Here is an 18,203-nt window from a genome sequence, read left to right as displayed (position 1 = left end):
ACCGCCGTGCAGCTTCTGCGGCTCGGACCGGTCGGCGCTGAACGTCCCGCGGTGAGGACCGGCGACGGGACGACGTACGACCTCCTGCCGATCACCCCCGACATCGACGGCGGCTTCCTCGCCGACGGCGGTGTCGCCCGCGTCCGCGCCGCCCTCGACGCGGGCGAGCTCCAGGCGCTCGACACCGAGGGGGTGCGGGTCGGAGCGCCGCTCGCGCACCCCGGCAAGATCATCTGCATCGGCCTCAACTACCGCGACCACGCGGAGGAGACCGGCGCCGACATCCCCGGCGAACCCGTGGTGTTCCTCAAGACGCCGGACACGGTCGTCGGACCGTACGACGAGGTGCTCGTGCCCCGCCGGTCGGTGAAGACCGACTGGGAGGTCGAGCTCGGCGTCGTCATCGGGCGCACCGCCCGCTACCTGGAGTCCGAAGAGGACGGCCTGGCGTGCGTCGGCGCGTACGTGCTCTCGCACGACGTCTCGGAACGCGAGTTCCAGATCGAGCGCGGCGGCACCTGGGACAAGGGCAAGAACTGCGAGACGTTCAACCCGCTCGGCCCCTTCCTCGTGCCCGCAGACGAGATCGCCGACCCGCAGGACCTCGCGATGCGGCTCTGGGTGAACGGCGAGCTGAAGCAGAACTCCACCACCAAGAACATGATCTTCCCGATCGCGGAGGTCGTGCGCTACCTCAGCCAGTTCCTCGTCCTTCGTCCGGGTGACGTCATCAACACAGGTACACCCGCTGGGGTGGCGCTCGGCCAGCCCGAGCCCAAGCCGTACCTGCGCGCCGGCGACGTGGTCGAGCTGGAGATCGAGGGCCTCGGCAAGCAGCGGCAGACCCTCGGGCAGGCCTGAGCCCATGCCCACGATCACCGCACTGGACGTGCTCGACATCCGCTTCCCGACCTCGCGCGAGCTCGACGGCTCCGACGCGATGAACCCCGACCCCGACTACTCCGCCGCCTACGTCGTGCTGCGCACCGACGACGGACCGGAGGGCCACGGGCTCGCGTTCACCATCGGCCGCGGCAACGACGTGCAGGCCGCCGCGATCAAGGCACTGGCCCCGCACGTCGTCGGCAAGGCCGTGCCGGAGACCGCGCAGGCGCTGGGCGAGCTGTACTTCGAGCTGATCGGCGACTCGCAGCTGCGCTGGCTCGGCCCGGAGAAGGGCGTGGCGCACATGGCGATCGGCGCGGTCGTCAACGCCGCGTGGGACCTCGCCGCCCGCCGCGCCGGGCTGCCGGTCTGGCGGTTCCTCGCCCGCATGACACCCGAGGAGGTCGTCGGGCTCGTCGACTTCCGCTACCTCTCCGACGCGCTGACACCGGACGAGGCGCTGCGGCTGCTGCGCGCGGTCGAGCCCGGCAAGGCAGAACGCGCGGAGTCCGTTGCCCGCGACGGATATCCGGCCTACACGACGTCACCGGGCTGGCTCGGCTACTCCGACGAGAAGCTCGCGACGCTCGCCCGCCAGGCCCTCGCCGACGGCTTCGACATGATCAAGCTCAAGGTCGGCGGCAGCCTCGACGACGACGTGCGGCGGATGAAGCTCGCCCGCGAGGTCGTCGGCGACGAGGTGCGGGTCGCGGTCGACGCGAACCAGCGCTGGGACGTCGGCACCGCGGTCAGGTGGATGCGCGAGCTGGCACCGTACGACCCGTACTGGATCGAGGAGCCCACCTCACCGGACGACGTGCTGGCCCACCGCGCCATCGGCGAGGCGCTCGCCCCGATGAGGATCGCCACCGGCGAGCACGTGCAGAACCGCGTGGTGTTCAAGCAGCTGCTGCAGGCCGGTGCGATCGACGTGCTGCAGCTCGACGCCTGCCGGGTCGCCGGTGTGAACGAGAACATCGCGATCCTGCTGCTGGCCAAGAAGTTCGGTGTGCCGGTGTGCCCGCACGCCGGCGGTGTCGGCCTGTGCGAGCTGGTCAGGCACCTGTCGTTCTTCGACTACGTCGCCGTCTCCGGTGAGGTCGGCGAGCGCGTGATCGAGTGGGTCGACCACCTGCACGAGCACTTCCTCGACCCCGCCGTCGTCGAGAACGGCCGCTACCTGGCACCCACGGCGCCGGGGTTCTCCGCGCAGCTCAAGGACGAGACGCTCGTCGACTACGCGTACCCCGGAGGTCCCGTGTGGACGGAACTGGAGCGCGCGGATGACTGACTTCGAAGGCCTCGTCGCCGTCGTCACGGGCGGTGCGTCCGGCATCGGCCTCGCCACGGCGACCCTGCTGAGCAGCAGGGGAGCGACCGTCGCGGCGCTGGACCTCAACCCGGACGTGCCCGAGCCGCTCACCGGCATCCGCGCGGACGTCTCCGACGACGAGAGCGTGCGGGCCGCCGTCGACGAGGTCGTGCGGCAGTTCGGGCGCCTCGACGTGGTCGTGAACAACGCCGGCATCGGCGCCCAGGGCGACGTGGCCGGCAACTCCGACGAGGAGTGGCTGAAGGTCCTGAACGTCAACGTCCTCGGCATCGTCCGCGTCACCAGGGCCGCGCTGCCGCACCTGCGCAACTCGCCGGCAGCGGCGGTCGTGAACACCGGCTCGATCGCCGGGTGGTCGGGGCTGCCGCAGCGCGCCCTCTACTCGGCCAGCAAGGGGGCGGTGCACGCGGTGACCCTCGCGATGGCCGCCGACCACCTCCGCGAGGGCATCCGCGTCAACGCGGTCGCCCCCGGTACCGCGGACACCCCGTGGGTGGGCCGCCTGCTCGACTCGGCACCGGACCCGGCCGCCGAACGGGCCGCGCTGGAGGCCCGCCAGCCGCACGGCCGGCTCGTCTCCGCCGACGAGGTCGCGGGTGCGATCGCCTACCTGGCGAGCCCGCTGTCGGGTTCCACCGCCGGCACGGTCCTCGCCGTCGACGGCGGCATGTACGGCTTGCGCCTGCGTCCCCAGCAGCAATGAAAGGCAGCTCAACGATGAAGCGTCGCAACCTCACCGCCGCGGTGTGCCTCGCCCTCGCCGGTGCCCTGACACTGTCCGCCTGCGGCGGTGGCGGCGCCGGCGGTGCGGGAGCCGGTGGCGTCGGCCCGATCGGCGCCGACCACCCGCGCGCCGACACCGACTTCTGGAACTCCTACATCAAGTACTTCCCGGAGAAGGCCAAGGACCTCGGCGTCAACCTGCTCAACCCCACCAACTCGCAGAACAAGGTCGAGAACCTCGTCGCCAACGCCCAGTCACTGCAGTCGCAGGGCGCCAAGGCGATCATCATGGCCCCGCAGGACACCGGTGCCATCGCGTCCACCCTGGACCGGCTGGAGAAGGCGAACATCCCCGTCGTCACCGTCGACACCCGCCCGGACAAGGGCAAGACCTACATGGTCGTGCGCGCGGACAACAAGGCCTACGGCGAGAAGGCCTGCAAGTTCCTCGGCGAGAAGCTGGGCGGCAAGGGCAAGGTCGTCGAGTTCCAGGGCGCGCTGTCGTCGGTCAACGGCCGCGACCGCTCCGAGGCGTTCGCCGCCTGCATGAAGGAGGACTTCCCCGGCATCACCGTGTTCGAGGAGCCGACCGACTGGGAGGGCGCCAAGGCGTCCGCGGCCCTGCAGACCCGGCTGAACCAGCACCCGGACATCAACGGCATCTACCTGCAGGCCGGCGGCGCGTTCCTCACCCCGACGCTGCAGGTGTTGCGGCAGAAGAACCTCATCGTCCCGCCGACGGACCCCAAGCACATCTTCATCGTCTCCAACGACGGCATCCCGCAGGAGCTGGAGGCGATCCGCAAGGGCGAGATCGACGCGACCGTCTCCCAGCCGGCCGACCTCTACGCGCAGTGGGCGCTCTTCTACGCCAAGGCCGCGGTCGAGGGCAAGACGTTCCAGCCGGGCAAGACCGACCACGACTCGACGATCGTCGACACCGGCGGCGGCCGCATGGAGGACCAGCTCGCGGCACCGCTGATCACCAAGGACAACGTCGACGACAAGGCCTTCTGGGGCAACCAGATCGGCGGATGAGCGAGCTCGCAGCCACCGCGCGTGGCGTCACCAAGCGGTTCGGCCGCACCCTCGCCTTGGACGACGTGGGCATCGAGGTCCGCGCCGGTGAGTCGCACGCGCTCGTCGGGCGCAACGGCGCCGGCAAGTCGACGCTGGTCTCCGTCCTGACCGGCATGCAGGTACCGGACGCGGGCGAGGTCGCGTTCTTCGGCGAACCAGCGCCCCCGGTCGCCGACCGGGCGGCCTGGCGGCGGCACGTCGCGTGCGTGTACCAGAGGTCGACGGTCGTGCCGGAGCTGTCGGTCGCCGAGAACCTGTTCATCAACCGGCAGGACCTCGGCGGCGGGCTGATCAGCTGGAAGAGGCTGCGCCGCGAGGCGGCCGAGCTGCTGGAGACCTACGACGTGGCGGTCCACCCGGACGCGCTGGTCTCGGCGCTGACCGTCGAGCAGCGGCAGCTCGTCGAGATCGCACGGGCGCTGTCGATCGGCTCGCGGTTCGTGATCCTCGACGAACCGACCGCGCAGCTCGACGGCCCGGCGATCGAGCGGCTGTTCGCGCGGATGCGGTCGTTGCAGGCCAAGGGGGTGACGTTCCTGTTCATCTCCCACCACCTGCAGGAGGTCTACGAGGTCTGCCAGACGGTGACGGTCTACCGCGACGCGCGGCACGTCGTCACCGCACCGGTCGCGGAGATGTCGAAACCCGCCCTCATCGAGGCGATGACCGGTGAGGCGGGCGGGCTGAACGTGCCCAGCGGCGCCGACCGGCCGTCGTCGGCCGAAGCCGTGCTGACCGTGTCGGCGCTGAGCGGTGACGCGTTCTCGGACGTCACGCTGTCGGCGGCGCGCGGCGAGGTGATCGGCTTGGCCGGCAGCGCGTCGTCGGGCAAGCACGAGTTCGCCGAGACCGTGTACGGGCTGCGCAAGCCGTCCGGGGGAGCGATCTCGGTGGACGGAACCGCGGTGCGCGGCGGTGACGTGCCGTCGGCCCTGAAAGCCGGAATCGGTTGCGTGCCACGGGACCGGCACCACCAGGGGCTCGTGCTCGACCTGTCGATCGCGGAGAACGCGACGCTGAGCACCGCCGGCGCGTTCGTGTGGCCGCGGGCCCAGCGGGCGGCGGGGGCGACGGCGATCGCCTCCTACGACGTGAAGGCCGCGGGACCGGACCAGCCGGTGTCGGACCTGTCCGGCGGCAACCAGCAGAAGGTCGTGATGGCGCGGGCCCTCGCGGGCGACCCGGCTGTGCTGGTGCTGATCAACCCCACCGCGGGGGTCGACGTGAAGTCCAAGGAGTCGCTGCTCGGCGTCGTCGACGCACAGGCACGCCGGGGCAAGGCGGCGGTCGTCGTGTCCGACGAGCTCGACGACCTGCGGGTCTGCGACCGTGTTCTGGTGATGTTCCACGGCCGGGTGGTGCGGGAGTTCGCCCGCGGCTGGCGCGACCAGGAGCTCATCTCTGCCATTGAAGGAATGAGTGCGGAATGACCAAGGCCATGACTCCGCCCGTCCCGGCGCCCACACCGCCGGGGAAGCAGAAGTTCCAGTTCGCGCGGTACCAGGACCTGGCGCTGGTCCCGGTGATCGTGCTGCTGCTGGTCGTCGGCTCTGTCCTGTCGCCGATCTTCCTCACCTCCGGCAACCTGATCGCCGTGCTGACCCAGCAGAGCGAGCTCTCGCTGCTGGTGCTGGGCCAGGCGATGATCCTGGTCGTCGGCAAGATGGACCTGTCGCTCGAGTCGACCGTCGGCCTCGCGCCCGCGCTGGCCGTCGCGTTGATCATTCCGGCGTCGTCCGGCGGCCTCGGCGTCGGCCTGGCGGCCTGGCTGGCACTGCCGCTGTGCCTGCTGATCGGGGTCGTGATCGGCGGCCTGAACGGGTTCCTCATCCTCAAGGTCGGTCTGTCCGGGTTCATGGTGACCCTGGGCATGCTGACCATGCTGCGCGGCCTGCAGCTCGCGATCACCGAGGGCAAGTCGCTGATCGACGTGCCGGAGTCGTTCCTGTACCTGGGTTCCACGACGTGGCTCGGGCTGCCGGCGGCGGTGTGGATCTGCATCGTCTGCTACGCCGCGGGGATCTTCGTGCTGAAGTACCTGCGCGCCGGGCGGTCGCTGTACGCCATCGGCGGCAACTCCGAGGCGGCACGCGCGGCCGGCATCCGGGTCGACCGGGTGGTGTGGCTGGTGCTGGTCATCGGCTCCGTGCTCGCGGTCGTCGCGGGCATCCTGATGACCGGGCGCCTCGGCTCCGTCGCCGCGACCCAGGGAGAAGGCATGATCTTCCAGGTCTTCGCGGCCGCGGTGATCGGCGGGATCTCGTTGCAGGGCGGCAAGGGCACGCTGTTCGGCGCGCTGTCGGGCGTGCTGATGCTGGGGCTCGTGGAGCAGATCCTGCGGCTGCAGGGCGTGTCCGGGTTCTACATCAAGGCGTCGTACGGCGCGGTGATCATCCTCGCGCTGATCGTGACCAGGTTCGCCACCGGCCAGAAGCAGGAGTGACGCCCGTGAAGGTGCCCGTTTCCCGTCTCGGCTTCGGTGCCGCGCCGATCGGCAACCTCTACCGGGAGGTGTCCGACGCCGAGGCCTTCGGCGCGGTCGAAGCCGCCTGGCAGACCGGTGTCCGCTACTTCGACACAGCGCCGCACTACGGCCTCGGCCTGTCCGAACGCCGCCTCGGCGTGGCGCTGTCCGGCCGCCCGCGTGACGGGTACGTGCTCTCCACGAAGGTCGGGCGGGTGCTGGAACCGTTCGACGGCACCAGGATGGACGACGAGGGTTTCGCGGTGCCGCGCCACTTCCGGCGGATTCGCGACTACTCGGCCGACGGTGTCCTGCGGTCTCTTGAGTCCTCTTTGGAGCGTCTGGGGACCGACCGAGTGGAGATCGTCTACATCCACGATCCCGACGAGCACTGGGACGCGGCGTTCGGCGAGGCGTACCCGGCGCTGGAGTCGTTGCGGTCGCAGGGGGTCGTGGGTGCCATCGGCGTCGGCATGAACCAGTGGGAGATGCCGGAGCGGTTCGTCCGCGAGACCGACATCGACGTGGTGATGCTGGCCGGCCGGTACACGCTGCTGGAACAGCCCTCGCTGCCCACGTTCCTGCCGCTGTGCCTTGAACGCGGCGTGTCCGTGGTGGCGTGCGGTGTCTTCAACTCCGGGCTGCTGTCGAAGCCGGTCGTGCCGGCGGACGCCAGGTACAACTACGAGGAGGCGCCGCCGGAGCTCGTGGCCCGCGCCCGCGCCATCGCCGAGGTGTGCGGGCGGCACGGCGTGACGCTGCCCGAGGCGGCGATCCAGTTCGCCCTCGGCCACCCCGCCGTCGTGTCGGTCGTGATCGGCGCGCGCACGGCCGAGCAGATGACCGCGAACAGCGCGTACTTCTCGGCGTCGATCCCGGCCGGGGTGTGGGAGGAGCTGAAGTCCGCGGGCCTGCTCGGTGCCGAGGTGCCCACGCCGTGACCGGGTCCGCGCCCCCTAGGCGAACAACGCCTTCAGCTCGTCGACCAGCCGCGGCGTGGCCTCGGCGAGCGGCTCCCGCACCGGACCCGCGGGCAGCCCGAGCAGGGTGAGCGCCGCCTTGACCGCCACGGCACCCGGCTCGCGCGTCATGATCGCGGTGATCACCGGCAGCAGCGCCTGGTGCCGGCGCAGCGCCTCCTTGTTGTCACCCTCGTCGTAGGCGTCGAGCATCGCCTTGATCTCGTTGCCGACGACGTGCCCGACGGTGCTGACCGTGCCGACGCCACCGATCGAGTACAGCGGCAGGATCAGCTCGTCGTTGCCCGAGTAGTAGTCGAGCCCGGTCTCGGCGATGACCCTCGCGGTCGCCAGCAGGTCGACCTTGCAGTCCTTCACGCCCACGATCCGCGGGTGCTCGGCCAGCCGCAGCAGCGTCTCGGTGTCGATCGCGGTGGCCGTGCGACCGGGGATGTCGTAGAGCAGCGCCGGCAGCCCGGACGCGTCCGCCACCCGCCGGAAGTGGTTCTCGACGCCCTCCTGCGTGGGCTTGCTGTAGTAGGGCGTCACGACCAGCAGCCCGTGCGCGCCGTTCTCCTCAGCCTGCCGCGCGAGCTCAATGGTGTGGCGGGTGGAGTTGGTCCCCACACCCGCGATGACGTGCGTCCGGTCACCGACCGCCTCGCTGACGGCCCTGATGACCCGCGCCTTCTCGCTGTCGGTGGTGGTCGGCGCCTCACCGGTCGTCCCGTTGACGACCAGCCCGTCCGCACCACCCCTGTCGACGAGGTGCGCCGCCAGCTCCTGCGCACCCCCGAGGTCCAGGTCACCGTCCGGGGTGAACGGGGTGACCATCGCTACCAGCACTCGTCCGAACATGCCTCCAGCGTGGCTCTAGTTTTCGCGAAGTTCCAGTTAGAAGTTCTGCCCGGAACGTTAAGCTGAGCTTTGTGTTGGACGTACGGCGCTTGAGACTGCTCCACGCCCTGTCGGTCCACGGCACGGTCACCGCGGCCGCCGAGGCCCTGCACGTGACCTCGCCCGCGGTCTCCCAGCAGCTCGCCGCACTGGAACGCGAGGCCGGCGTGGCCCTGGTCGAACGGGCGGGCCGCCGGCTGACGCTGACCCGCGCCGGCCACGTGCTCGCCGCGCACACCCAGCTCGTCCTCGACCAGCTGGCAGCGGCCGAAGCCGACCTCGCCTCCCTGCGCACCTCGGTCTCCGGCGTGGTCCGCATCGGCGCGTTCGTGTCGGTGGCCGCGTTGCTCCCGCGCGTGATCCAGCTGCTGCGCTCGGCACACGGGTCCGATGTGGACCTGTTCGTGCACGAGATGGAACCCGAGTCGTCACTGCCCGCGTTGCGGCGCGGCGACGTCGACATCGCCGTCATCCACTCGTACAACATCATGCCGCGCACGCTGCCCGAGTCCTGCGAGTCCCACGAGATGTTCGTGGAACCGGTGAACGTGGCCCTGCCGCTGTCAGACCCGTTGGTGCAGCAGGATTCTGTGGACCTCGCACTGCTGGCGGACCGCCCGTGGATCATGCCGCGCACCGACGCGTCGTGCCACGAGCTGACCCAGCGGGCCTGCGGTGCGGCCGGGTTCGTGCCGCGGGCACAGGCCTACTGCGACGACTTCGGTGTCATGTGTGGGTTGGTCGAAGCCGGTCTCGGGGTGGCGTTGGTGCCCTCGGTGGCGCGGCGGCCCGGGGTGGCGTTGCGGCCGTTGAAGCAGCAGGTGTTCCGCACGGTGTCGGCGGTGGTGCGCAAGCGGGCGGACGGGCAACCGGCGGTGCGGGTGGTGCTGGAGCAGCTACGCCAGGTCTGACAGCCACTGCTCGACGCCGGCCACGTGCACCGTCGACCAGCTGCGCGCCAGCTCCGGCTGGTGCGCAGCGAGCGCGTCCACGATCGCGCGGTGCTCGGCGACCGTGCGGTCCACGGCGTTCGACTGGGTGATGCCGCGCCAGATCCGCACCCGGACCGTGGGACCGGCGAGGGTGTCGAGGAGCTGCGCGAGGTAGGCGTTGCCGGAGCACTGGGCGATGGCGCGGTGGAACTCCAGGTCGTGCTCGACCAGCTCCTCGACGGACTTCGCCTGCTCGGCGGCGTCGCACAGGGTCCGCAGCTTCACGACCTCGTCCGGGTCGATGCGCTGGGCGGCCATCGCGGCCGCGGCGGGTTCGAGGATGCGGCGGACCTGGAGGACCTCCAGCACCGAATCTTCGCCGCGGTGCAGGTCGAGCACGAACGAGAGCGCGCCCAGCAGGTCGTCCGCGCGCAGCGACGAGACGTAGGTGCCGTCGCCCTGGCGGACGTCGAGCACCCGGACGAGCGACAGCGCCTTGACGGCCTCGCGCAGCGAGTTGCGCGAGAGACCGAGGCGTTCGGCCAGGTCAGCCTCCCGCGGGAGACGGTCGCCCGGCTTCAGCTCGCCGGACACGATCATCTCCTTGACGCGCAGGATCGCATCGTCGGTGACTGCCACAGCACCCTCAACTCGTCGTAGACCTCGGATGTCTGACACCAGTATGCGTCACCTCCGATCACCCACACGGGTCCCGGTAAACATGACGCTCATTCACTCACTGTTTTGTGGGATGGTTATCTGCTAACGACACGTGACGCGGACCCCCGTTGTCGCCATAATGGTCTGGACCATTCAAGGAGGGATCTTGGACGCCGTTGTCGCAGCACCGCGCGCTTTGCTCGGTCGCACGATCGTCGGTCCTGCCTCGGTGCGGATCAGGGACGGCCGCATCGTCGAGGTGACCACCGGTGAAGCTCCACCCGGCGCGGAGGTCCTATCCGACGGCCTGCTCACACCGGGTCTGGTCGACGTCCAGGTGAACGGCGCCGTCGGCGTCGACTTCGCCGAGGTGGACGCCGCCGGCATGCGCTCGGTCGCAGCAGCACTGCCAGCCACGGGTGTGACCCGCTTCCTGCCCACGTTGATCACCGCACCGGTTGACGTGGTCATCCACCAGGCCCGCGCCGTGCTGGCCGCCTCGGCCGCACTGCCCGACGGGGTGGGCGCACGTCCCCTCGGCGTGCACCTCGAGGGGCCGTTCCTGTCACCGAAACGGGCGGGCGTGCACGACCCGTCGTTCATGGTCGAGCCTGGTCCCGACCAGATCGACGCGCTCCTGAACGACGACGCCCTGCGCAGGGCGCTGCGCATGGTGACCCTGGCACCCGAACAGCCCGGCGGCTTCGAGGCGATCCGCCGCCTGGTCGACGCCGGGGTGCTCGTGGCCGTCGGCCACTCCGACGCCACCGGCGAACAGACCCGCGCCGCCGCCGACGCGGGTGCCCGCATGGTGACGCACCTGTTCAACGCCCAGCGCCCCCTCGGCCACCGCGAACCCGGCGTACCCGGCGTCGCCCTGGTCGACGACCGCTTCACGCTGGGCCTGATCGCCGACCTGGCCCACGTGGGCCCGGACGTGTGCCGCCTCGTGTTCAACGCGGCCGGCGCACGGGTGGCCCTGGTGACCGACGCCGTGGCCGCGGCGGGCATGCCCCCTGGCCGCTACCACCTCGGCGGCGCGGACGTCCTCCTCACCGAGGACGGCGTGCCCCGCTCCCCCGAGGGCACGATCGCGGGCTCGGCGCTGACGCTGGACCGCGCCGTGCGCAACATCGTGTCCGTCGGCGTACCCGCGGCGGACGCGCTGGCCTCGGCGACGATCGTGCCGGCCGAGGCGATCGGCGAGTCCGGGCTCGGGCGGCTGGCGCCGGGGGCCGTGGCCGACCTCGTGTGGTGGGACGACGAGCTGCGGCCCAGGAAGGTGTGGGTCGACGGGGAGGTCGTGTTCGACGCCGCGGTGCCGGTTGCGCCCGTTGCTCCCGTCGGGGCGGTGGGGTACGCGACCGCTGGACAGTAGGCCCGGTTCGTAGCGGCTGGGTTCGTGGGCTGAGGGGGATCGTCTGCTGAGGCGGCGGTCCCCCTGGCCGTTTTCCGGGCCGGTTTCGAGGCGTGGAGCTCCGGCGCTTCTCACCTCCGGCGCTCCTCACCTCCGGCTCGACCCACGGGCAACGCCCCCTCCGCGCGCTTCCATACCTGCGGGCGCAGGAACGGGTGTGTTTCGGACACGTACAAGACGAGCCCAGGCGTGGATCAGGACAAGCTTCACCCGTTCGAGTGGTGCCGACCCAGGCCGCAAGCACGAAAAGGCCGCCCGGAGCGAAAGCCCCGGACGGCCGATCGAGCCAGCGGAACGAAGAACCCCTAGAGGGTGCGCGTCACCTTGTTCAGCCCCCGCGGGCTGTCCGGGTCACCACCGCGCGCCAGGGCCAGGCCGTGGGCCAGGCGTTGCACCGGCAGGATCTCCAGGACCGGTGCGACCTCCTCGGCCGTCTCCGGGATGGCGATCGACAGGGTCGCGCCGACCTTCTCGGAGGCGGAGCCCACGGCGACCACGTCGGCGCCGCGCTGGTGGACCACGTCCAGGGCGTCGCGCAGTGAGTCGCCGCCCCTGCCCAGCGAGGTGATCGCGAGGACGGCGGTCTCGCCGTCGACGGCGGCCACCGGGCCGTGCAGGAGGTCGGCGCCGGAGTAGGCGCGGGCGGCCAGGTAGGAGGTCTCCGCCAGCTTCAGGGAGGCTTCCAGGGCCGTGGCGTAGGAGTAGCCGCGGCCCGTGGTGAGCACGCGGTCGACGAAGCGGTAGCGGCGGACCGCCTCCTCCACGGTCGGGGTGGAGGCGTCCAGCGTCACCTGGGCCAGGTCGCCCAGGGGGGCCGCTGCCGCGCCGTTGCCGCCGCGGACGGCGTCGATCAGCAGGTACAGGGCCAGCAGGGTGGCCGAGTAGGTCTTGGTGGCGGCCACCGCGTGTTCGACGCCGGCCGAGACGTCCACCGAGAGCTCGGCGGCCGCGTTCAGCGGGGAGGTGGCGGTGTTCGTCACCGCCACGGTGAGGGCGCCGCGGCGGCGTGCGGAGGCGGTGACCTCCAGCAGGTCGGGGGAGCCGCCCGACTGCGACACCGTCACCAGCAGCACGTCGCGCAGGTCGGGCTCCGCGCCGTACAGGGTCGTGGTGGACGCGGAGACCAGGCCCGCTGGCAGCTGCAGCAGGATCTCGGTCAGGTACTTCGCGTAGATGGCCGCGTGGTCGCTCGAACCGCGCGCCGCGAACAGCACGAAACGAGGTGCGCGCTCCCGGATGACGGCGGCCACCTCAGCCACTGACGACCGGGACGCGTAGAGGGACGAGAAGATCGACGGCTGGGCCGCGATCTCCGCGGCCATGTGCTGGCCGGGCTGGGGCGTGGTCATGTCGTGCCTTTCAGGATCAGCTCGGCCGCGGCCCGGAGGCTCACCCGAGAACCGCCGTGGGTGTCGATGCGGGCGACGCTGCCCAGGTCGGGACCCGGCACGCCGGTTTCGACGTGCACCACGTCCAGGCCCAGATTAGTTAAGTTAGTTACCAGTTGTCGAGCGCTGGTGTGGCGGTGGGCGTCGCGCGTCACCACCACGATCGTGCGCTTGCCGGCGGCGCTCGCAACTTCTTCGGCCGAGATGTCGCGGGCCGCGATCACCTCGGTGCCCGGCAGGACCTCGCTCAGGTACGGACCGAGGCCCCACGGGACGTCGCCGACCGCGATCGACGGGTCCACCACCAGGTCGACGACGACCGGGTCCGCACCGACACCGACGCGACCGCGGACCGAGACAGCGCGTCGAGCGGCCGTGAGGCCGATCTCGGCGTCGTGCGCGTCCACGGTCGACGGCGGCAGGCCGAGTGCCAGCGACCGGGCCGCGGCCTGGGCCAGGCGCTCCTCCGACAGCTCACCGGACCGCACCGCGGCGACGATCGAGTCGATCAGCCACTGGATCTCCGCGTCGTCGAGCGGGATGCCGCCCAGGCACAGCGCGTCGACGCCCGCGGCCAGTGCCTTCACCGCACCCACCGCCAGGTCGCCGCCGACGGCCTTCATGTCCAGGCCGTCGGTGATCACCGCGCCGGTGAAGCCGAGCTCGCGGCGCAGCAGGTCGATCGCGTGCTTGTTCAACGTCACCGGCGCGCTGCCCCACTCGGGGATCACGAGGTGGCCGGTCATGATCGACCGCACCCCCGCGTTCACCGCCGCGCGGAACGGCACCAGCTCGACCTCGCGCAGCTGCTGCTCGGTGCGCGGCAGCACCGGGAGCTGCTCGTGCGAGTCCTCAGTGGACGCACCGTGACCGGGGAAGTGCTTGGCACACGCCGCGACACCGACGGCCTGCAGGCCCTCCACCCACGCGGCGACGTGCCGCGCGGCGAGCACCGGGTCCGAGCCGAACGCCCGCACGCCGATGATCGGGTCGTCGAGCGTCAGCACCAGGTCCGCCGACGGCGCCAGGTTCAGCGAGATGCCGCACCGGGCCAGCCGCGCGCCGATCGAGGCGGCCACGGACCGGGTCAGGTCGAGGTCGTCCGCCACGCCCAGGGCGTAGTTGCCGGGCACCTCGGACCCGTGGCCCGCGTCGAGGCGGGTGACGTCGCCGCCCTCCTCGTCGATGCCGATCACCACGTCCGGCCGCGCCGAGCGCAGCTGCGCGCACAGCGAGGTCACCTGGTCGTCGGAGACGACGTTGCGGCCGAACAGGACCACCCCGCCGAGACCGTCAGCGACCCGCCGCACCAACCAGTCGGGGGCGGTCGTCCCGTGAAAACCGGGCAGCAGAACGGCAGCGGCCAACTGATCCACGCGTCATCCCTTCACTGCACCGGCGGTGACGCCGGCGACCATCTTGCGCTGGACGATGAGGAAGAACACCAGCGCGGGCACCGTGAACAGCACGGAGGCGGCCATCGCGCCACCCCAGTCGGTGCCGAACGCCGTCTGGAAACCGGACAGCCACACGGGCAGCGTCTCGCTGTCCTGGCTGCGGATCAGCACCTTGGCGAACAGGAACTCGTTCCACGCCGTGATGAACGCGAACACCGAGGTCGCCACGAGACCGGGGCCGAGCAGCGGCAGCGTCACCTTCTGGAACGCCTTCCACCGACCGCAGCCGTCGACCATGGCGGCTTCTTCGAGCTCGATCGGGATGCCGTTGACGAACCCGCGCAACGTCCACGCGCAGAACGGCAGCGTCACCGCGAAGTACACGAGGACCAGCGACGACAGGTGTTCGTAGAGCTGCAGGTCCCGCATCATCAGGAACATCGGGATCAGCAACGCCTCGAACGGCGCCATCTGCGCGACCAGCATCAGCAGCACGAAGCCCTTGCGGCCGCGGAACGCGAACCGCGACATGGCGACCGCCGCGGTGATGCCGACGACGATCGCGGCGAGCACCGCGGTCAGCGTCACCAGGAGGCTGTTGCCCAGCGACGACAGGAACCCCGGCTTCGTCCACGCGGTGACGAAGTTCGTGAACGTCACCGCGAGCGGGACGAGGTCGTAGTCCGATGTGATCGTCGAGCCCTTGGGCTTCAACGCCGTCGTGATCATCCAGTACGTCGGGAAGAGGAAGAACAGGGCCAGCACGAGGCCGACGACGTTGGCCGCGGACTTCTTGAGCATCAGATCTTCCCCTCCTCGGTCTGCAGCAGCTTGCGCAGGTACTGGAACGTGATCAGGCCCAGGATGACCATCATCAGCACGGAGATCGCGGCCGCGACGCCGAAGTGGCTCTTCGCGATGCCCTCCAGGTACTGCAGCACCGGCAGCGTCGTGCTCTGCCCGCTGGGACCGCCCTCGCGGAACACCCAGATCTGGGCGAAGACCTTGAAGTCCCACAGCGTCGACAGGAACGTCACCATCATCAGCAGCGACTTGATCTCCGGCCACGTCACCGCGCGGAACGTCTGCCACGGGGAGGCGCCGTCGATGCCCGCCGCCTCGTAGAGGTCGCGCGGGATGCCGATGAGCCCGGCGTACAGGGAGAAGGCGAGGAAGGGGATCGCCTGCCAGACGATCAGCAAGCCGACGACGGACAGCGTCGACGAGCCGGAGGAGAACCACGAGTAGCCGGCGAACGAGTCGAACCCGAGCTGCACCAGCGTCTTGTTCAGGATGCCGTAGTTCTGGTCGAACATCCACTGGTAGACCGTGGTGGACGCCAGGATCGGCATCGCCCACGCGCAGAGCATCGCGATCTGCAGCGCGATCCGCACCCACGGCGTCAGCACGCGCATCAGCAGGGCGATGCCCAGGGCCGCGCCCACCGACGTCACGACGACGGACACGGTGAACACGACGGTGCGCAGCGAGACTTCCCAGAAGCGCTCGTCCTGCAGCACGGTCGCGTAGTTGTCGAGGCCGGTCCACACGATCTCGCCGCGGACCAGCTCACCGAGGTTGAGCTGGCGGAAGCTCGTCACGAACACCGAGACGACCGGCCAGCCGATCAGCCAGAGGATCGCGAGGAGTGCGGGGGCCAGCAGCAGGTAGGGCAGCGCCCGGTCGAAGGCGCCGCCCCGGTGGCGGCGCTCGCGCGCCCCACCCGTCACGGCAGGCGGCAGCGCCGGCGGGATGCTCCCGGCCGGCGCTGCCGTTTCGGTCGTCTTGACGGCCGTCATCTCGGCTGGGCTATCCCATGGCCTTGGTGACGGCGTCGCTCGCGTCCTTCGTCGCCTGGTCGAGCGACTTCGCACCCGTCAGGTACGCGGTGAGCGCGTCCTTCAGCGGGTTCTGGCCCGCCTCGACGGCCGCCCACTTCGGCGTCACCGGGGTGACCTTGCCGTTGGGGGAGGAGGCCGCCATGGCCTTGCCGATCGCGTTGGTCTCGAGCTTCGCGGTGTCCTTCGAGGTACCGGGGACCGCGCCGCCCTCGGCGAGCATGTCCTGGTACTTCTTCGACGACAGCAGCGCCAGGTACTTCTTCGCCGCGTCCGCGTTCTTGCTGGACGCCGGGATCGCGAGGTTCGAGCCGCCGAGGAACACGGGCGCGGCGGAGCCGGCCTTCTTCGACGGGATCGGGAACGCCGAGGTCTTGTCCTTCAGCTCCGGCTTGGCCTTGACGGCACCGGCGAGCTCCCACGGGAGACCGACCATCATGCCGACGTTGCCCGTGCCGAAGACCTCCATCTGCTGGGGCTTCGCCTCGTCGATGTCAGCCGGGACCTTCTTGACGGCCGAGGCGTCGTACAGCGCCTTGTAGGCCTCGAAGCCCGCCTTGGCCTGCGCGGAGTCGAGCGTGCTCGTCCACTTGCCGCCGTCCTGCTTGGCGACGTCGCCGCCCTCGTCCCAGATGAGCGAGAGCAGGAAGTACCAGGACTGACCCGGCAGGTACAGGGCCTGGAAGTCCGGGTTGGCCGCGTTCGCGGCCTTCAGCTTGGTGATCGCGTCGATCCACTCGGCCCGCGAGGTCGGCGGCTGCGCGATGCCGGCCGCCTGGAACAGGTCCGTGCGGTAGATGACGGTGCGGTTCGCGGCGTAGAACGGCACACCGTACTGCTTGCCGTTCATCGTGAGCGAGTCCTTGAGACCGCCGAGCCACTCGGCGTCGTTGAACTGCTTCGCGTCCGCGGTGAGGTCGGCCAGCGTGCCCTGGTCGGCGAAGCTCGCCGTCTGGGTGTTGCCGAGCTCGATGACGTCCGGGGGCGTGCTGCTGGCCAGTGCCGTGGTCAGCTTCTCCTGGATGCCGGTCCACTTCTGGACCTCGTACTTGACCTTGACGCCGTTCGCGCTCTCGAACTCCTTGTTCAAGGCGTCGGTCAGAGTTGCCGGCGCGGAGCCGTCCATGAGCCACACGGTGATCTCTTTGGACTCCGTGCCGCTACCGCTGTTCGTGCTCGTGCCACATCCGGACACGGCCACTGCCAGTGCGGCGGCACCAGCAGCGAGTCCTCTCCAGCCCTTCACAGTCGCGCCCTTTCAGCAAGCCCGGCCCCTCGGCCGGAACGCCCAAGTGGTGTAGACCAATGCGGAACAGCGTGTGCCGCGTCACCCCTCCTGTCAAGCGCGTTGCCAAAGCGTTGCGGAGTCCTCGGACCTTTTTTGAGTCGAATGGCGGGGGTTCGGACGCGCGGGAGGACCCGGACAGGGCATCCTTGTGGGGCGTGACATGGAGTGCGAGGAGGAGGCCATGCTGGAGACGACGCCTGCATCAGGCGTGGACGCCAGGACGCGTGCGCAACGCGAACCCAAGTACTGGGGTCTCAAGCGGCACCTGCTCGACCTGCTGAGGGCGCTGCCGCCCGGTTCACCCATCCCCACGGAACGGTCGCTGGCCGCGGAGTTCGACGTCTCCAGGACCACGGTCCGCCAGGCGCTCGCCGAGCTGACGGTCGAGGGGCGGCTGCTCCGGGTGCAAGGCAAGGGCACCTTCGCGGCCGAACCGAAGGTCGCCCAGAGGTTGCAGCTGTCTTCGTACACAGAGGACATGCGCGCCCAGGGCCGCGTGCCGTCGTCCAAGCTCATCGAGGCCTCGGAGATGCCGGCGGAGGCGGAGCTCGCCCGGTACCTGGGCGTGCGCCCCGGTGCCAAGGTGCTGCGCCTGCACCGGCTGCGCCTGGCCGACAACGAGCCGATGGCCATCGAGACGACCCACCTCGCGCTGGGCCGGTTCCGCGGCCTGCGCCGCTACCTGGCGCCCGGTGCCTCGCTGTACCAGGTGCTGTCCGACCGGTTCGGCGTCGAGATGGGCCACGCGGAGGAGACGATCGAGACGGCGCTCGCCTCGCCCGAAGAGGCAGAGTTGCTCGGGGCGGACATCGGCCTGCCGATGCTGCTGCTGTCGCGGCACTCGTTCGACACCGAGGGCAACCCGATCGAATGGGTGCGCTCGGTCTACCGGGGCGACCGCTACAAGTTCGTGGCCACGCTGAACAGGCCGTCTTGATCGGC

General features: G+C 70.5%; 17 protein-coding genes. 10 read left to right on the top strand and 7 right to left on the bottom strand.

Translation table 11 applies throughout. The annotated features are described in order from the left end of the window. The first annotated feature begins 6 nt into the window (after positions 1-6). From ACZ7CD_RS15325 to ACZ7CD_RS15295, 7 genes are read left to right on the top strand one after another with little or no spacing between them, the layout of a single operon-like run. Positions 7-861, top strand: a complete 855-nt coding sequence (locus tag ACZ7CD_RS15325) for a fumarylacetoacetate hydrolase family protein (RefSeq protein WP_360385358.1) — start codon at positions 7-9, stop codon at positions 859-861. A gap of 4 nt (positions 862-865) precedes the next feature. Continuing rightward, positions 866-2,176: an enolase C-terminal domain-like protein gene (locus ACZ7CD_RS15320; protein WP_470374243.1), complete on the top strand. Its 1,311-nt coding sequence runs from the start codon at positions 866-868 to the stop codon at positions 2,174-2,176. Next, entirely contained in the window at positions 2,169-2,921 is a 753-nt protein-coding gene (locus ACZ7CD_RS15315) for an SDR family NAD(P)-dependent oxidoreductase (protein ID WP_470379102.1), read from the top strand. The genes ACZ7CD_RS15320 and ACZ7CD_RS15315 overlap by 8 nt, the downstream gene beginning before the upstream one ends. A gap of 14 nt (positions 2,922-2,935) precedes the next feature. Then, the gene (locus ACZ7CD_RS15310; RefSeq protein ID WP_360385364.1) at positions 2,936-3,979 is read left to right on the top strand and encodes a sugar ABC transporter substrate-binding protein; all 1,044 of its coding nucleotides are present in this window, start codon (positions 2,936-2,938) and stop codon (positions 3,977-3,979) included. Next, positions 3,976-5,451 carry a sugar ABC transporter ATP-binding protein gene (locus tag ACZ7CD_RS15305; protein ID WP_470379101.1) on the top strand — a complete coding sequence of 492 codons (1,476 nt, stop codon included), beginning with the start codon at positions 3,976-3,978 and terminating at the stop codon, positions 5,449-5,451. The genes ACZ7CD_RS15310 and ACZ7CD_RS15305 overlap by 4 nt, the downstream gene beginning before the upstream one ends. Further along, the gene (locus tag ACZ7CD_RS15300; protein WP_360385368.1) at positions 5,448-6,464 is read left to right on the top strand and encodes an ABC transporter permease; all 1,017 of its coding nucleotides are present in this window, start codon (positions 5,448-5,450) and stop codon (positions 6,462-6,464) included. Before ACZ7CD_RS15305 ends, ACZ7CD_RS15300 begins: the two co-directional genes overlap by 4 nt. Before the next feature lie 5 nt (positions 6,465-6,469). Further along, complete coding sequence (locus ACZ7CD_RS15295) at positions 6,470-7,426, top strand: aldo/keto reductase (RefSeq protein WP_470379100.1); 957 nt, start codon at positions 6,470-6,472, stop codon at positions 7,424-7,426. 15 nt (positions 7,427-7,441) lie between these two features. Here the strand turns inward: ACZ7CD_RS15295 and dapA are convergent, their stop codons facing one another. Next, positions 7,442-8,302 (bottom strand): 4-hydroxy-tetrahydrodipicolinate synthase, encoded by an 861-nt coding sequence (gene dapA / locus ACZ7CD_RS15290; RefSeq protein ID WP_360385372.1) that lies wholly within the window; start codon positions 8,300-8,302, stop codon positions 7,442-7,444. 89 nt (positions 8,303-8,391) lie between these two features. Here dapA and ACZ7CD_RS15285 point away from each other — a divergent pair, with 89 nt between their 5' ends. Continuing rightward, positions 8,392-9,252, top strand: coding sequence for a LysR family transcriptional regulator (locus ACZ7CD_RS15285; protein ID WP_360385374.1), 861 nt, complete (start codon positions 8,392-8,394; stop codon positions 9,250-9,252). On the opposite strand, the gene ACZ7CD_RS15280 is transcribed toward ACZ7CD_RS15285, so the two are convergent. After that, positions 9,238-9,912, bottom strand: coding sequence for a FadR/GntR family transcriptional regulator (locus ACZ7CD_RS15280; RefSeq protein ID WP_360385377.1), 675 nt, complete (start codon positions 9,910-9,912; stop codon positions 9,238-9,240). The genes ACZ7CD_RS15285 and ACZ7CD_RS15280 overlap by 15 nt on opposite strands. 187 nt (positions 9,913-10,099) lie before the next feature. On the opposite strand from ACZ7CD_RS15280, the gene nagA reads away from it, so the two are divergent. Next, positions 10,100-11,311: an N-acetylglucosamine-6-phosphate deacetylase gene (gene nagA / locus ACZ7CD_RS15275; RefSeq protein ID WP_470379099.1), complete on the top strand. Its 1,212-nt coding sequence runs from the start codon at positions 10,100-10,102 to the stop codon at positions 11,309-11,311. Between the two features lie 344 nt (positions 11,312-11,655). On the opposite strand, the gene ACZ7CD_RS15270 is transcribed toward nagA, so the two are convergent. Genes ACZ7CD_RS15270 through ACZ7CD_RS15250 form a run of 5 tightly spaced genes read right to left on the bottom strand, consistent with a single transcriptional unit; the run spans position 11,656 to position 17,219 of the window. Beyond that, the gene (locus ACZ7CD_RS15270) at positions 11,656-12,699 is read right to left on the bottom strand and encodes an SIS domain-containing protein (protein ID WP_470379098.1); all 1,044 of its coding nucleotides are present in this window, start codon (positions 12,697-12,699) and stop codon (positions 11,656-11,658) included. After that, positions 12,696-14,114 carry a glycoside hydrolase family 3 protein gene (locus ACZ7CD_RS15265; RefSeq protein WP_458429589.1) on the bottom strand — a complete coding sequence of 473 codons (1,419 nt, stop codon included), beginning with the start codon at positions 14,112-14,114 and terminating at the stop codon, positions 12,696-12,698. The genes ACZ7CD_RS15270 and ACZ7CD_RS15265 overlap by 4 nt, the downstream gene beginning before the upstream one ends. A gap of 3 nt (positions 14,115-14,117) precedes the next feature. Next, the gene (locus ACZ7CD_RS15260) at positions 14,118-14,936 is read right to left on the bottom strand and encodes a carbohydrate ABC transporter permease (protein ID WP_458434263.1); all 819 of its coding nucleotides are present in this window, start codon (positions 14,934-14,936) and stop codon (positions 14,118-14,120) included. Further along, positions 14,936-15,934, bottom strand: a complete 999-nt coding sequence (locus ACZ7CD_RS15255; RefSeq protein ID WP_470379097.1) for a carbohydrate ABC transporter permease — start codon at positions 15,932-15,934, stop codon at positions 14,936-14,938. Before ACZ7CD_RS15255 ends, ACZ7CD_RS15260 begins: the two co-directional genes overlap by 1 nt. Before the next feature lie 10 nt (positions 15,935-15,944). After that, entirely contained in the window at positions 15,945-17,219 is a 1,275-nt protein-coding gene (locus tag ACZ7CD_RS15250; RefSeq protein WP_360385389.1) for a sugar ABC transporter substrate-binding protein, read from the bottom strand. Positions 17,220-17,442: 223 nt separating this feature from the next. On the opposite strand from ACZ7CD_RS15250, the gene ACZ7CD_RS15245 reads away from it, so the two are divergent. Continuing rightward, complete coding sequence (locus tag ACZ7CD_RS15245) at positions 17,443-18,198, top strand: GntR family transcriptional regulator (RefSeq protein ID WP_360385391.1); 756 nt, start codon at positions 17,443-17,445, stop codon at positions 18,196-18,198. Positions 18,199-18,203: the final 5 nt, after the last annotated feature.

It is taken from the genome of Lentzea sp. NPDC036949 (assembly GCF_055608075.1).
This window is presented reverse-complemented; position numbering and strand designations above follow the sequence as displayed.

Excerpts from the sequence above, each read along its gene's own strand:
- ACZ7CD_RS15305 (WP_470379101.1), top strand. The coding sequence starts at position 3,976 with ATGAGCGAGCTCGCAGCCACCGCGCGTGGCGTCACCAAGCGGTTCGGC.
- ACZ7CD_RS15270 (WP_470379098.1), bottom strand. The coding sequence starts at position 12,699 with ATGACCACGCCCCAGCCCGGCCAGCACATGGCCGCGGAGATCGCGGCC.
- ACZ7CD_RS15300 (WP_360385368.1), top strand. The coding sequence starts at position 5,448 with ATGACCAAGGCCATGACTCCGCCCGTCCCGGCGCCCACACCGCCGGGG.
- ACZ7CD_RS15255 (WP_470379097.1), bottom strand. The coding sequence starts at position 15,934 with ATGACGGCCGTCAAGACGACCGAAACGGCAGCGCCGGCCGGGAGCATC.
- ACZ7CD_RS15315 (WP_470379102.1), top strand. The coding sequence starts at position 2,169 with ATGACTGACTTCGAAGGCCTCGTCGCCGTCGTCACGGGCGGTGCGTCC.
- ACZ7CD_RS15310 (WP_360385364.1), top strand. The coding sequence starts at position 2,936 with ATGAAGCGTCGCAACCTCACCGCCGCGGTGTGCCTCGCCCTCGCCGGT.
- dapA (WP_360385372.1), bottom strand. The coding sequence starts at position 8,302 with ATGTTCGGACGAGTGCTGGTAGCGATGGTCACCCCGTTCACCCCGGAC.
- ACZ7CD_RS15320 (WP_470374243.1), top strand. The coding sequence starts at position 866 with ATGCCCACGATCACCGCACTGGACGTGCTCGACATCCGCTTCCCGACC.
- ACZ7CD_RS15260 (WP_458434263.1), bottom strand. The coding sequence starts at position 14,936 with ATGCTCAAGAAGTCCGCGGCCAACGTCGTCGGCCTCGTGCTGGCCCTG.
- ACZ7CD_RS15245 (WP_360385391.1), top strand. The coding sequence starts at position 17,443 with ATGCTGGAGACGACGCCTGCATCAGGCGTGGACGCCAGGACGCGTGCG.